General features: G+C 66.7%; 14 protein-coding genes and 2 tRNA genes. 14 read left to right on the forward strand and 2 right to left on the reverse strand.

Translation table 11 applies throughout. The features are described from left to right. Window positions 1-4 precede the first annotated feature (4 nt). From proB to R5O87_RS00660, 13 genes are all read left to right on the forward strand, one after another. Window positions 5-1,102 (forward strand): glutamate 5-kinase, encoded by a 1,098-nt coding sequence (gene proB / locus R5O87_RS00600; protein WP_410557005.1) that lies wholly within the window; start codon window positions 5-7, stop codon window positions 1,100-1,102. Between the two features lie 26 nt (window positions 1,103-1,128). Then, on the forward strand, window positions 1,129-2,478 hold the full coding sequence (locus R5O87_RS00605; protein WP_410556968.1) for a glutamate-5-semialdehyde dehydrogenase: 1,350 nt from the start codon (window positions 1,129-1,131) through the stop codon (window positions 2,476-2,478). A 78-nt stretch (window positions 2,479-2,556) separates the two neighbouring features. Further along, window positions 2,557-2,781 carry a hypothetical protein gene (locus R5O87_RS00610; RefSeq protein ID WP_331573004.1) on the forward strand — a complete coding sequence of 75 codons (225 nt, stop codon included), beginning with the start codon at window positions 2,557-2,559 and terminating at the stop codon, window positions 2,779-2,781. A 55-nt stretch (window positions 2,782-2,836) separates the two neighbouring features. Continuing rightward, complete coding sequence (gene nadD, locus R5O87_RS00615; RefSeq protein ID WP_236783241.1) at window positions 2,837-3,451, forward strand: nicotinate-nucleotide adenylyltransferase; 615 nt, start codon at window positions 2,837-2,839, stop codon at window positions 3,449-3,451. Between the two features lie 7 nt (window positions 3,452-3,458). Then, window positions 3,459-4,772, forward strand: a complete 1,314-nt coding sequence (locus R5O87_RS00620) for a hypothetical protein (RefSeq protein ID WP_410556970.1) — start codon at window positions 3,459-3,461, stop codon at window positions 4,770-4,772. 48 nt (window positions 4,773-4,820) lie between these two features. Then, window positions 4,821-5,222 carry a ribosome silencing factor gene (rsfS, locus tag R5O87_RS00625; protein WP_410556971.1) on the forward strand — a complete coding sequence of 134 codons (402 nt, stop codon included), beginning with the start codon at window positions 4,821-4,823 and terminating at the stop codon, window positions 5,220-5,222. 98 nt (window positions 5,223-5,320) lie between these two features. Then, a tRNA-Ala gene (locus R5O87_RS00630) sits at window positions 5,321-5,393 on the forward strand. 190 nt (window positions 5,394-5,583) lie between these two features. Continuing rightward, window positions 5,584-5,659: transfer RNA gene (locus R5O87_RS00635), tRNA-Ala, on the forward strand. Window positions 5,660-5,797: 138 nt separating this feature from the next. Then, window positions 5,798-6,319: a hypothetical protein gene (locus tag R5O87_RS00640; protein WP_410556972.1), complete on the forward strand. Its 522-nt coding sequence runs from the start codon at window positions 5,798-5,800 to the stop codon at window positions 6,317-6,319. A 193-nt stretch (window positions 6,320-6,512) separates the two neighbouring features. Further along, window positions 6,513-7,070 (forward strand): hypothetical protein, encoded by a 558-nt coding sequence (locus tag R5O87_RS00645; RefSeq protein ID WP_410556973.1) that lies wholly within the window; start codon window positions 6,513-6,515, stop codon window positions 7,068-7,070. Between the two features lie 182 nt (window positions 7,071-7,252). Beyond that, window positions 7,253-8,410 carry an NAD(P)-binding domain-containing protein gene (locus R5O87_RS00650; protein WP_410556974.1) on the forward strand — a complete coding sequence of 386 codons (1,158 nt, stop codon included), beginning with the start codon at window positions 7,253-7,255 and terminating at the stop codon, window positions 8,408-8,410. Between the two features lie 57 nt (window positions 8,411-8,467). Next, on the forward strand, window positions 8,468-9,616 hold the full coding sequence (locus R5O87_RS00655; protein ID WP_462836356.1) for a class I SAM-dependent methyltransferase: 1,149 nt from the start codon (window positions 8,468-8,470) through the stop codon (window positions 9,614-9,616). A gap of 139 nt (window positions 9,617-9,755) precedes the next feature. Further along, complete coding sequence (locus R5O87_RS00660; RefSeq protein ID WP_410556976.1) at window positions 9,756-11,009, forward strand: ROK family transcriptional regulator; 1,254 nt, start codon at window positions 9,756-9,758, stop codon at window positions 11,007-11,009. A gap of 37 nt (window positions 11,010-11,046) precedes the next feature. On the opposite strand, the gene R5O87_RS00665 is transcribed toward R5O87_RS00660, so the two are convergent. Further along, window positions 11,047-11,244, reverse strand: a complete 198-nt coding sequence (locus tag R5O87_RS00665) for a hypothetical protein (RefSeq protein ID WP_003800990.1) — start codon at window positions 11,242-11,244, stop codon at window positions 11,047-11,049. A gap of 91 nt (window positions 11,245-11,335) precedes the next feature. Then, window positions 11,336-12,433 carry a hypothetical protein gene (locus tag R5O87_RS00670; protein ID WP_410556977.1) on the reverse strand — a complete coding sequence of 366 codons (1,098 nt, stop codon included), beginning with the start codon at window positions 12,431-12,433 and terminating at the stop codon, window positions 11,336-11,338. 679 nt (window positions 12,434-13,112) lie between these two features. Here R5O87_RS00670 and R5O87_RS00675 point away from each other — a divergent pair. Continuing rightward, window positions 13,113-14,078: a methylenetetrahydrofolate reductase gene (locus R5O87_RS00675; RefSeq protein WP_410556978.1), complete on the forward strand. Its 966-nt coding sequence runs from the start codon at window positions 13,113-13,115 to the stop codon at window positions 14,076-14,078. Window positions 14,079-14,113 lie beyond the last annotated feature (35 nt).

A 14,113-nucleotide genomic window follows, 5' to 3' on the forward strand; every position in this document is an offset into this window, starting at 1 on the left:
CAGCATGCTCGCCAGGGCACGCCGGATTGTGGTCAAAGTAGGATCGTCGTCCCTTACCAGCATCAAGGGCGGAATATCGGAGGAGGCGCTCACCGAGCTTTCGGATGTGCTGGCCGCCAAGTGCAACGCGGGAACCGAGATCATCCTCGTTTCCTCCGGTGCCATCTCGGCCGGCCTGGCGCCGCTGGGCCTGGCCAAGCGTCCCCGTGACCTCGCCACCCAGCAGGCCGCGGCCAGCGTGGGGCAGGGCCTGCTGATGGCACGGTACACGCACGCCTTTGCCGCCCACGGTGTCACGGTGAGCCAGGTCCTCCTCACCGCCGACGACCTCATGCGGCGCAGCCACCACCAGAATGCGTTCCGTGCCCTCAACCGGCTGCTGAACCTTGGCGTCGTTCCCGTCGTGAACGAGAACGATACCGTCGCCACCCACAAGATCCGTTTCGGCGACAATGACCGCCTGTCAGCCCTCGTGGCGCACCTCGTGCGCGCCGATGCGCTGGTGCTGCTGTCCGACGTCGACTCCCTGTATGACGGCCCGCCCGCCCAGGGCGCCAAGCGCATTCCCCAGGTGGACGGTCCGGAGGACCTCGACGGCGTCTCCATCGGCAAGACCGGCAAAGCCGGCGTGGGCACCGGCGGCATGCAGACCAAGGTTGAGGCCGCCCTCATGGCCGCCGATTCCGGCATCCCGGCGCTCGTCACCTCCACCGGAAACGCCGCCGCGGCGCTGGCCGGCGATGACGTTGGAACCTGGTTCACCGTCAACGGTGCCCGCAAGTCCGTCCGGATGATGTGGCTCGCGCATTTGGCCCACGTGCAGGGCCGGCTGTTCCTTGACGCCGGCGCCGTCCGGGCCGTACGGGACAACCACACCTCGCTGCTGCCCGCCGGCATCACCTCCGTCGAAGGCAGCTTCGAAAGCGGCGACGCCGTCGAAATGGTCTCGCCTGACGGCACCGTCATCGCCCGCGGACTGGTGAACTACTCCGCGGCCGAACTGCCGCAGATGCTCGGACGGTCCACCGTGGAGCTGGGGGAGGCCCTGGGCCGCGGATTCGACCGTGAAGTTGTTCACGTTGACGACCTGGTTCTGGTCTAGGCGCCGGACTCGCCTAGACTTGAATGATGACTGAGGCACTGATGAACCAAGCAGCTGAGACATCCAACGACGCTACGACGGTCCCCACCCTGCCGGCAGACAGCCAGCCCACACCGGCTGACGTCGAGGCGGCCGTCTACGCGATCGCCGACCGTTCCCGCCAGGCCGCCCGCAGCATGGGCCGCGCCAACCGGGCATGGAAGGACAAGGCCCTGCGCGCCATCGGCAGCGCCCTGCTCACGAACAAGCAGCAGATCCTCGCCGCGAACGCCAAGGACGTGGAGGCGGGCCGCGCCAACGGCACGTCCGCCGCCCTCCTGGACCGGCTGACCCTCAACGACACCCGCATTGCCGCCCTCGCCGCCGCCCTGGAGAACCTTGCCGGGCTGCCCGATCCCGTGGGCAACGTGGTGCGCGGACAAACCCTGCCCAACGGCCTGCGCCTGCGCCAGGTCAACGTCCCCATGGGCGTCGTGGCCGCCATCTACGAGGCCCGTCCCAACGTCACGGTGGACATCGCCGGCCTGGCGCTCAAGAGCGGCAACGCCGTGATCCTCCGCGGCGGTTCGGCGGCAGCCTTCACCAACGAGGCCCTCATCCGCGTGCTCCGCGATGCCCTGGAGTCCGTGGGCCTGCCGGCGGATGCCGTGCAGACCGTGGACCAGTACGGCCGCGACGGCGCCAACGTGCTCATGCGTGCCCGCGGACGCGTCGACGTGCTGATTCCCCGCGGCGGGCGTGAACTGATCCAGACAGTTGTCAATAACTCCTCCGTGCCGGTCATCGAGACCGGTGAGGGCAACGTCCACATCTTCATCGACGAATCAGCCAGTGAAGACATGGCCGTGGAGATCCTCCTCAACGCCAAGACGCAGCGCCCCAGCGTTTGCAACACAGTGGAGACGCTCCTCGTGCACTCCGGCTCGACGGTCCTGCCCGCCGTTGCCGCAGCGCTGAGCAAGGCGGGTGTCCGGCTGCATGCCGATGACCGCGTGCGGGCCGCGCTCCCCGCATCGGTGGAATCTTTGCCGGCAACCGAGGAGGACTGGGCCACCGAGTACATGGACCTGGACCTGGCCGTGGCCATGGTGGACAGCCTTGACGACGCCGTGAAGCACATCCGGACGTGGTCGACGGGACACACTGAGGCCATCCTGACCAATGACCTGCGGAACGCCGAGCGCTTCATCGCGGAGATCGACTCCGCTGCGGTCATCGTGAACGCGTCCACGCGGTTTACCGACGGCGGCGAGCTGGGCCTGGGGGCCGAGGTCGGGATCTCCACGCAGAAGCTTCACGCCCGCGGCCCGATGGGCCTGACCGAGCTGACAACCACCAAGTGGATTGTCCAGGGCGAGGGCCAAGTCCGCTCCTGACATAGCGGTAACATAGTAAAGAAGTCCAGACCGGCGGGAATTTCCGCCGTCGTCATCCTTTTATTCCTAGGGGAGAAAATGCTGCTCCAGCAGATTGCCGCGTCAGTTGCCGAACACGAAGAAAGGGCGCCCCTGTGGGCCGAGCCGTGGGTCTTCGGCGTCTCGATGTTCGCCCTCTTCGTGGTGCTGATGTTCGTCACCCTCTCCTACACCAACCTGGGCAACCGCCACAGCGCGGTTGACGAGCACGCTGACCCGCACCGCCAGCACCCCAACAAGCACGACCACGGCCAGGGCCACTAAGATTTCCGCCGCACTGCACCACAAGGATACGCAGCGCCGGCTGCGGCTGGGCGTGATGGGCGGGACCTTCGATCCCATCCATCACGGCCACCTTGTGGCCGCCAGCGAGGTGGCAGCGAAGTTCGGACTCGACGAGGTCGTGTTCGTGCCCACCGGCCAGCCGTGGCAAAAGTCCAGCAAGAAGGTCAGCGAACCCGAGCACCGTTATTTGATGACGGTGATCGCCACGGCGTCGAACCCGCGCTTTACCGTCAGCCGTGTCGATGTGGACCGTCCCGGGCCCACCTACACCATCGACACCCTCCGCGACCTGCGGACCCAGCGGCCCGACGCCGACCTGTTCTTCATCACCGGCGCTGACGCCCTGGCGCAAATCCTGTCGTGGAAGGACATCGACGAGCTGTGGTCGCTGGCCCACTTCGTGGGGGTTACCCGGCCAGGCCATGAGCTCGACGGCATGGGCCGCAAGGACGTCAGCCTGCTCGAGGTCCCCGCGATGGCGATCTCGTCTACCGACTGCCGCGCCCGCGTTGCCGCCCATAACCCTGTCTGGTACCTGGTGCCGGACGGAGTGGTGCAGTACATCGCGAAATACGGGCTCTACGCCGCACCGGCCGGGAACAGCAGCTCCGAAACTACCGAGACAAACGATCCAGCCAGCACTGAATGAGTTTGAGATGAGTCAGGAACAGCAACCGATCCGCAGCCGCCGAGAACTGCGCAAGGCCCGGGATGAAGCCCTGGCCCAGAACGGGAACGCCGCCCCTCCGGGTGCCGGCGAGCAAGCCCCTGCCTCGAAACCGCCTGTTTCTAAAGTTCCCGCCTCTAACCCATCTGCTTCGAAGCGTCCGGCCGCCGCAGACAGCAGCCAGGAGGATACCGGGCGCGTCCGCCGGGTGGCTCCTGGTCCCGTGGACTCCCCGCCGGCCGTTTCAGCCGCCGAGCGTTCGTCACAGATCCGTGCCCGCGACAGGGCGGCGCTGCGGACCATCAAGGAGCTGGCCGAAAAGGAAGAGCAGCTTTCCGGCGGTGGCCCGCCGACACGCCGCCAGCTTCGGCTGATGCAACTCAAGGAGCAGGCTGTTACTTCGGCGATGCCCGTTGTGCAGCCGGCCGACGGCGGCGCCTCCGCCGGGAAACCGTCCGCTGCTGCGCCTGACTCCTCGTCCGGAACGGCCGGCAAGCCCGCTCAGGCCACCGGCTCCAAGCCGGCAGGTCAGCCCGCCGGCGGTCCAGGTTCCGGTCCGGGTCCGCGGCCCGCGTCGACGGCGGGGGACGACCTGCCCGACGGCATGACGGTGGAGCAGGCCCTTGAGGCGCGTGCCCTCCTCGCTGAACAGGCGAAGAACCAGATCGCCAAGATGGAACACATCGCGGCGACGGACCCTGAAGCCGTGGATCCGGAAATCCTGGCCCAGCAGATTGCCCTGGCCGAACGGGCCGCCGTGCTCAACAAGCGGGCCATGGCCAAGCAGAAGCTTGCCGAACAGAATACACCCCAGCAGAGTGGACAAAACGGTCCGTCCACCGCCAGCAACCTTGCCATGGTGACCCCGCTGGAATTTGAACAGGTGCCCGGCGTCGACCGTCCCGTCATGAAGCGGCCGGCTACCTCGCATGTTCCCGTGGTGACCAACCCCGGTCCGCGGGTCCCGGCTCGTGGGAACCGTGCCGCCAAGGCCTCCCGTTCGGGCGCGCCGTCCTCCGGGCGGTCGCGGGTTATCGCGCGGGCGGAAGCGGCGGCGCGTTCGGCAGCTGCGCCTCCGGCCGGCACCCGCCAAAATGCCTGGACCGATGAGTCCGGTGAAGACGTTACGGCCCTGCCGCCGGTGTCGGCAAAGTCCGCCTACGGGCTGGAACCCCTGGACGCGGCGACTGCCGGACTCGCCCGGGCCAACCGGCTGAAGCTGATTCAGCTTGGCGTCGTGGCGCTCGGCGCCATTGCCTTGGTTGCCGGCGTCATCATGATCATCAGCGGACTCGCACGCTGACTTCGCCAGTACCACCACCTACATTTTTTTATCACTACAAGGAGTCCCGTGACTGCATCCGAATCGTCTGTCACCATAGCCCGGCACGCAGCCAGGGCCGCGGCAGACAAGATCGCCCAAAACATCGTCGCCCTTGACGTCAGCGAACGGCTGGCCCTGGCGGACGTGTTCCTCATTGCCTCGGCACCCAGCGAACGCCAGGTCAACGCCATCGTCGACGGCATTGAAGAGGAGCTCATCAAGCAGGACCTTCGTCCGGTCCGCCGGGAAGGCCGTTCGGCCGGCCGCTGGGTCCTGCTGGACTACGCCGACGTCGTCATCCACGTCCAGCATGAGGAAGACCGCGTCTTCTATGCCCTGGAGCGCCTGTGGAAGGACTGCCCGGTAGTGGACCTCCAGCTGCCGGACGACGCCTCGGCCAAAGCCAGCGCTGCCGCCGAACAGGAGTAGCGGCGGGACCGAATATGCCCGATTTGGAATTTTCGGAAACGCTGGTCTAAGATATTTGAGTTGCTTCGGAGAGATCGAGAACGAAGCAGCAAGAATACGGGGCTGTGGCGCAGCTGGTAGCGCACCTGCATGGCATGCAGGGGGTCAGGGGTTCGAGTCCCCTCAGCTCCACCGGATGATCCGCCGGAATCGCAAGATTCCGGCGGATTTTTGTTTGCCCGAAAGCAGCGTTGACACGGCTTTTCAGGCTCTTCGCTGAACGTGACGGAAGCCACATGCCGTCGATTCGCATCTTGGCGATTTCTGGACTACGCTGGTCGGGTTGCTCCGGGAAATCGCAAAGATTCCGGGGAAACAGCTTGGGGCTGTGGCGCAGCTGGTAGCGCACCTGCATGGCATGCAGGGGGTCAGGGGTTCGAGTCCCCTCAGCTCCACCAAGCAGCCGCCGGTTCATGGTTCAGACCACGAATCGGCGGTTTTTGTTTAACACCCGGGCTGCAGCCGTCCGCGAATCTTTGACGAATCTTGGATGTTCATTGGGCCCGTCTTTCCCGCTTTGCCTCTAAAGTGGAGCCATGAAAACGGGAGCTGCCCTGGTGCTGTCCGTCGCGGGGATACTCGCTGCGGGCTCGGCGGCGCTTGCCGTCAATACGCAGGTGCTCAGCGTTTCGCCCACCGGCACCGGAAATGCCAACGTGGTCCTCCTGCCGAACGGTTCCGTGCCGGCTCCTGCCACCACGGCTGGTCCGAAGGCCACGCCACACGCGACAGGTGCACCGGCCGGCGCACAGAAAACGGCCACTCCGGCGACATCCAGCCCCGCAAAGCCGGGCTCGGCGAAATCCGGTGCAGCGGCATCAGCGGCAGCCAAACCCAGTCCGGCGAAGTCCGCCCCGGCGATTGCCCCCGGGAATGCCGCCGGTTCCGCGACTGCACCGTCATCCGGCCCCGGCGGCGGAACGGTGACCGTTCAGCCCGCTCCCGCACCGGCTGTGGTGATCCCGGTTCAGCCCGGAGATGACAAGGGTGGCCTCCGGCAGGCCCCGGAGCCAGGCGATGACAGCGGAGGCAGCGGCGGCCACGGCGCCGACGACTGACCCCGCGCTTATCGAGTCTCCTACCCGACTTTCCCTTCCTGCGCGTGCACTTCCTGTGCACACCGCTTGCGCCTGCCCCGGCCCGGCAGTCACTTCGGCGCCATCCGGGTGGGGAGATCCGCGAGGGCAATCTTGGACAACTCTTGGATTTCCTCTGCACCTATCCTCGACGGCGGATTTCTACTGTGGAGCCATGAAGACAAGAGCAGCCCTCGCCCTATCCGTCGCCGGCGTCCTCCTCACCGGAGGTGCCGCCTTCGCCACCACCCAGACTCTGGGCAACACCGACCCCGGTACCAGCGACGACGCACAGAGCGTCCTCGTAACGGACGACTCCGCAACCCGGACCCCGGCCCCCGCCGTCAGCTCCGCCAAGGCCGCCGCCAAGACAACTGATGACACGCAGGCGGATGACAAGAAGACATCAGCGGCCAAGAAGGCGTCCAAGCCAGCGGAAGCAGGCGACGACAAGGGAGGCCAGCGGACCACGGCCGAGCCCGGCGACGACAACGGCGGAGCAGCCGCAACTCCGGCGCAGAACTTCGGTGGCAGCGGCTCCCTCTCCGTCGAGCCGGGTGATGACAAGGGCGGCCTCCGCTCAGACCAGGTACCCCGGGTTGCTGAACCGGGCGATGACCACGGTGGGCTGCGGACAGCGCCCGAGGCCGGCGACGACAAGGGCGGAGACCACAAGGCCACCGAGCCCGGCGACGACAGCGGAGGCAGCGGCGGCCACGGCAGCGACGACTGACAGTTACGACTGACAAACGAGACAACCAACCGAAAACCCGGATGGTCCTCCTGCACTCTGGTGTCCAGGAGGACCTTCCGCGTTCCGGAGGACGGGCGGCAGCCAGGTCCGTGCTGCCCGCGGACGCACGGCGCATAGGATGAAAAAGTGGAGCGGATAAATGAGCCGGGGGAGCGGCACTGTTGAGCGGTGACACTGTAAGCAGCAAAGCGACCCGGAACGCCGACGTCGTGGTCATAGGCGCAGGTCAGGCCGGCCTCTCCGCCGCGTTCCATCTGGCCCGCCGCGGCTTCACGCCGGCCGGCGCCGCAGAACGGCCAGAAGATCCGGGGAGGTCAGCCGGCCCGCGGCAGACCTACGCGGTGCTGGACGCCGAGGACGGGCCGGGCGGAGCGTGGCGGCACCGCTGGAAGAGCCTGCTCATGGCCACGGTGAACGGCATCAGCGACCTTCCCGGGATACCGCAGCCGGACGTCGACCCCACGGAGCCGAGCTCGGCCTTCCTCAGCCGCTACTTCGCCGCCTACGAGCGGCAGGTGGGGCTGGCCGTCGAGCGGCCCGTGAAGGTGCTCGCCGTCGAACGGGAGGACGCGGACCCGGCCGGGCGGCTAAGCATCACCACGTCCGACGGCGGTTGGTCAGCCCGAGCGCTCATCAACGCCACGGGCACGTGGACCAGGCCGTTCTGGCCAATCTATCCGGGCCAGTTCACCTTCGGCGGCCGTCAGCTGCATGTGGCCGACTATGTGTCCGCGGAGGAGTTCCGGGGCCTGCACGTCATCGTGGTGGGCGGCGGGATTTCCGCCGTCGGGCTGCTGGACGAAATCTCCAAGGTCACCTCAACGAGCTGGTTCACGCGCCGTGAGCCGGTATGGCGGGAGGCGTTCGACCGGCAGGCGGGGCACGACGCCGTCGCCCTCGTGGAAGAGCGGGTGCGGCAGGGACTGCCGCCGCAAAGCGTCGTGGCGGCGACCGGGCTCATCTGGACTCCGGCGCTCCGGGCGGCCGCCGCACGCGGCGCGCTGGACCGGCGTCCGATGTTCACCGGGATCGAACCCGGCGGCGTCCGGCTGGCCGACGGCGGGTTCCTCGCGGCGGACGTGATCCTGTGGGCCACCGGCTTCCGGGCCGAACTGGAACACCTGGCGCCGCTGCACCTGCGGGGACCAGGCGGCGGGATTGCCATGGAGGGAACCCGGGTGGCGGCGGAACCGCGGGTGCACCTGGTGGGCTACGGCCCGTCGTCGTCCACCATCGGCGCGAACCGCGCCGGCCGGGCGGCGGTGACCGAAATTCTCAAACTCCTCGCGGCCCCGGCAGCCGCGACGGATCCACGGTAGATTTGCACAGGCGGATTTCCGCCCGGGCAACCAGCAAGGAAGAGGCGGCGGCAACACGTGACAGAAAACGGTCTTGGGCAGGTCCTGGACTTGCTTCGAAGGCACCCGGATGTCGAGGCCGCCAACCTTCAGGCATGGGACGCCACCGACTCGCTTCTGCTTGATGCCGCTGCTGATCTGCTTACCCCGGACGGCACCGTTGCTGTCATTGGGGACAACTACGGGGCACTCACCCTGGGGCTGCTGGCCGGCGGTGCCGGACAGGTGCCGGCACAGGTGAAGGTGCATCAGGACCTTGTCACGGGGGAGCGGGCGCTCCGCAACAATGCGGCAGCGCTGGGGGTCGGGGCGGGCTTTGTCCAGCTGCCGCTCGGCGCCGAACTGCTGGCCGGCGCCGACCTGGTGCTGCTGCAGCTACCTAAGACGCTCGCTGAACTCGAGGAAATTTCCGACGCCGTTGCCCGGCACGCGCCTGCCGGTGCGGTTTTGCTTGCCGGCGGCCGGGTCAAGCACATGTCCCTTGGCATGAACGCCGTGCTGGGCAAACACTTCGGCACGGTCCAGCCGCAGCTGGCCCGGCAAAAATCCCGCCTCCTCATTGCCTCCGGCCTGAAACGGGCGGACGGTCCTCCGCCCTACCCCGTGACCGAACACAGCGCCGAACTCAATCTCGACATCTGCGCGCACGGAGCCGTTTTCGCAGGCACCCGCCTGGACATAGGAACCCGCTTCCTGCTCACGTTCCTGCCGGAGATCCCAGCCGCCGGCAGGGCCGTGGACCTGGGCTGCGGCACCGGGATCCTGGCGGCGATGTATGCCCGCCGGCATCCCGAGACCGAGGTCCTCGCCACCGACCGGTCCGCGGCCGCAGTGGCATCGGCGGCAGCGACCGCCCGGGCCAACGGCCTGGCCGGCAGCATCACAGCCCTCCAGGATGACGCCATGAGCACCCTTCCGGCCGGAAGCGCAGACCTGATCCTGCTGAACCCGCCGTTCCACCTCGGCTCGAGCGTCCATGCCGGGGCGGGGCTGAAGCTCTTCGAGGCAGCCGGCCGGGTGCTGGCCCCCGGGGGCCAGCTCTGGACCGTCTTCAACAGCCACCTGCGCTATGTGCCGGCCCTGGAGCGGCTGGTTGGCCCCACCAAGGTGAGGGGCCGGAACCCCAAATTCACGGTGGCCGCCAGCGTCAGGCGGGCGGCAAGATGAGCGCCGGGGCCGGCGCCGATTCACCCTGTACCGCCCCTGCGCGTGGGGCGTACCCGTTACAGGGGGCGTGACGTACCATTCAGACATTGGGGAGATTCAGACATTGGGGGATGGCCAACAAAAGATGTTAGGGGAATCCTTGACCGAGATCCGCCAGCCCTCGCCGAGGCGCGGAACCAACCTGCCCCGGATGGGCGACTTCAACCTCACTGTCATTCTTGATGCGATCCGCCGTACCTCCGGAGGGCTCAGCCGCGTGGAACTGGCCCAGATTGTCGGACTGTCCCCGCAAACCATTTCAAACATCTCCCGCCGCCTGCTGGACCAGAGCCTCATCGTCGAGGCAGGCAAAGAGGGCAGCGGGCCCGGCAAACCACGGACCATCCTCCGCCTGAATCCCGCCGGCATGTACGCGGTTGGTGTGCACCTGGACCCTGCGGTGGCCACGTTCGTCGTCCTTGACCTGCTGGGCGCGGTGGTCCAGCATTCGAGCGTGAAAACGCCGGGCAGTTCCCGGCCCGAGGCTGTCATTACCGCCATTGCCGCCGAAATCGACAGGCTGATCGAAGCCTCGGGCGTGGACCGTGCCAAGATTGCCGGGCTGGGCGTCGCGGCGCCTGGCCCCATCGACCATGACAACGGAACGGTGGTGGAGCCGCCGCTTCTTGACGGCTGGGACAATGTGCCGCTCCGGGATGCGCTGGCCGAGGCCACGGGCCTTTCCGTACTGATGGACAAGGACGTCACCAGCGCCGCGGTCGCCGAAACGTGGGCCGGCGGGCCCAGCGGCGCCGGCAGCTTTGTTTTCATGTACATGGGCACCGGCATCGGCTGCGGCATCGTCCTCAATGACGAGGTCGTGCGCGGCACGTCGGGCAACGCCGGCGAGATCGGCCACATCATTGTCGACCCGGACGGTGCCCCCTGCGACTGCGGGCTGCGCGGCTGCGTCAAATCCACCTGCATTCCGCAGGTCCTTGTGGCGCAGGCACAGGCCGCCGGCATTCTGGATGAGCCCGGTACTGCCGCCAACGGCTCTGCCGTCCAGGACCGGTTCACCATGCTCTGCGAGGCCGCCGATGCAGGCAACACCAAGGCGGCCGCCATCATCGACAAATCGGCTGAACTCGTGGCCCGGGCGGCGTCAGCGGTGGCCAACACGCTGGACGTGGACCGCGTGGTGTTCGGCGGCCCCTTCTGGCCGCTGCTGTCCGGGCGTTACCTGGAGAAGGTCCCCGGACTGATCCAGCAAAGCAGCGACGCCGGCAACATCCACCCCGTCGAAGTGGTGGGGACAGGAGTGGGGGAGGACGTGGGAGCAGTGGGTGCTGCCTGCCTGGTCCTTGAGCACACCCTCGCGCCCCGGGCCCAGCGGCTCCTCCTTGAAGGCTGAGCCTGCCGGCGGATTCACGCCGCCTGAAGGCTAAGTCTCAGTCGATGTCTTCGACGATCGTTCCATAGGGAATCGTGTCGTCCAGGTGTGCCTGGTGTCCCCGGGGAACAAACAGTACCCGGACGCCATGCAGCTGGTCCGCTGCCGACTGGAGAAGGACCGGACGGACCATGTCAACGAAGCTCGGGTCCTTGCCAACGAGGTATTCCTCGTAGCTGGCTGGTAGCTGGATCATGGCATCAGAATAGACCGGATCAAGGTCATAGGGGAGGGTGTCCGGCAACCACGTGCCGGGCACCCTTTCCCGTATCGGACGCCCCTGCGAACTAGTAGCCGGGCTGAACAGTCGGCTTGTCGCCTGAAGCCGGGCTGCTGGCTGGCGCAGACGTTTCGGTGGCAACCTCAGCCTGTTCGGTCTTGGCGTAGACGTTCTTGCTGACCTGGTAGCCATGCTTGTCCAGCTTGAGGGCCTCCTGGTTGATCTCCTTCAGCTTGGCATCGGTGAGCTGTTCGATCTTTTCGAGCTCCAGCGTCTCCTGGTCCTTGCCGCCAACTGCGGTCACCTTCACCAGGCCGGTCCCGGCCGAGTAGTACTTCCGCTGGTGGCCTACCGCCGGTTCAAGCGGGTTCCGCTCGTCAATCACCAGCACGTCGTCATAGCAGCCTGTGGCGACGCACACATGGTCGTTCTGCTTGAAGACCTGCCCGCAGTCCAGGAAATCTACGCTCGCTGCGTGGGCCTGGACGTAACTGGGTGTGTTGGTCTGCGGGTCCGCCTGCATCGCGATGCCGGCCTGGGCCTCATCCAGGCTGTGGATGAAGGTGGAGGGCGCCCCGGTGAACTTTCCGTTCTCATATTCCTCGGGGTATTCGCCGAAGAGCCAGACGGTGCCGCTGTTGGTCTGGGCAAAGAACGCCAGTTCGGACTCCACCAGCTCATCGCCTGCGTAGTCCCGGTCCCACATGACCTGGGTCTTCACGCCGTCGATGACCTTGGTCAGTCCCGTTATCGAGTGCACCACAGTGCGTTTGACGTCTCCCTCGGCACTCTTGACGTCTCCGGTGGTGGTGTACTGCATGCCGGGCTTGAGCGGGAACCACTTGTTGTCCACGTTGGGGGATGACTGGAACTGGGAGATGTCAAAGTTGATCGCGGACCCGGGACCGCAAAGCTCTTCCGCGCCGGCCGTCCCCGTTGAACCGGGGGTGGCGGATCCCGAAGCACCAGATCCGGTGGGGGTGGCCGCGGCCGACGTCGCTGTCGCTGCGGCCGAACCGGAGGTTACCTGCGGGGCGGTATTTTGCTGCGGAGCGCAGGACGTAACGGTTGCCAGCGCGAGGAGGAGCACCAGGGCGGAGCCCGGGGCGGACGGTGCCCTGTAAAGCGGTGCTTTGGAAAGCGGTGGTTTGTGAAGCTGGAACATCTCGTGGCCTTTCGCCGGGGGGATTTCTGGCTTCCAGCAACTCCACCGCGCCGTCAGTGCCGTGCCCGGGCTGCAGCAGAACGCTGGCGAACCGCGCCCTGCCGGCGGCCGAATCTCGGGACGGTGCGACGCAGGCCAAGACGGGCGCGGATTATGTTCTCTCGGGACGATTCACCGAGGAAGAACCAGAAGAAGCATCCAGCCTCCTCAACCTGAGACCTTGCCGAATCCGATACGACGTGACAAAAGAATGGACTAATTTCCGTGGTTTGAAAAGAGGTACGCCGGGCCAGTTTCGGGCGGCCGATGGACCCCAGAGGCCCTTTGGGCGAAGATAATTCTGAACGGGCAGTCCAACCGGGCGTAAAGCAGCGTCTTAATTCGGCGTCAACTTGAAGGCGGCCCCGGACGGCTTCTAGACTTTTATACAAGTTACCGAGGTAACGTGTCAGCGATCCTCCGCTGCGGTGAGCCGCCTGCCGGCCGCCAAGGGGGGTGTGGGTGCCCCCATGTGGGCCTGACATTTGCTCACGGTGGACTTCTTCCAGGCGTAACAGTCGCGGCTGCGTCCTGCCAAAGTCCGTCCCGTGTTTCCCCAAACTCAATTCATTGACCGCATGCTGCCGGGGCTTCCCGCCACCGCAGCGCAGCCTTCAATGGCCCATAGCCAAGGACGCAAATGTCACCACCAAGCCTAATTGACACGCACCCAAATCTCTCAGACGCCGCACCGGTGGCGCTCTCCTATGAGCTCTTCCCGCCGCGGTCGCCTGCTGCCGCCGAGACCCTCTGGACCACCATCCGGGAACTGGAAGCCACCGATCCCGACTACGTGTCGGTCACGTACGGAGCCAGCGGCTCCAACCGGGACACTGCCGTCGAACTCATCAACCGCCTGGTGCTGGAGACTACCCTCCGCCCTCTGGCCCACCTGACGTGCGTTGGCAACACGCCGACGGAACTCGCCGAAATCATCGGTGAACTGCTCGACGCCGGCGTCCGCGGCATCCTTGCCCTGCGCGGCGACCTGCCGAAGGACAGCGGCGTGCCGGCTAGCGGTTCGCTGCGCTACGCCCAGGACCTGATTGAGCTCATCCGCAGGGTCGAGCAGCGGCGCTCCGCGCTGCTGTGCGCCGGAAAGGTTGCCGTTGGTGTGGCGGCCTACCCGACGCGGCATCCGGAATCGCCTAGCGAGGCCCACGACGTCGAGGTGCTGCTCGCCAAGCAGCGGTCCGGCGCCGACTTCGCGATCACCCAGGTCTTCTTCCACACCGACCAGTACGCGGACCTGCTCACCAGGGCACGCCGGGCCGGCGTGACCATCCCGATCATCCCCGGCGTCATGCCGCTCACCAGCCTGCGCAGGCTCAAGCGCCTGGGCGAGCTGACCGGCGTCGAACCTGCACCCGAACTCATCGAGCGCATGGCGGCGGCGGATACCGACGCCGAGCGGCTCCGGATCGGCGTCAGCGCAACGGTGGACCTGGCCAACGCGGCCCTGGACGCCGGAGCGCCGGGACTCCACATCTACACGTTCAATGAGCACCAGAGCGCGCTGGAGGTGCTGGACAAGCTGCAGCTTGCCCGGCCGGCCCGCCCGACGAGCCGCCTCAGCGCGCTCGCACGCCGCCAGCTCGCCAGCTAACCACATTCCTCCCCGAGACATTCACTGCTTTTCGC

This window comes from Arthrobacter globiformis (assembly GCF_046536215.2).
Classification (GTDB): domain Bacteria; phylum Actinomycetota; class Actinomycetes; order Actinomycetales; family Micrococcaceae; genus Arthrobacter; species Arthrobacter globiformis_E.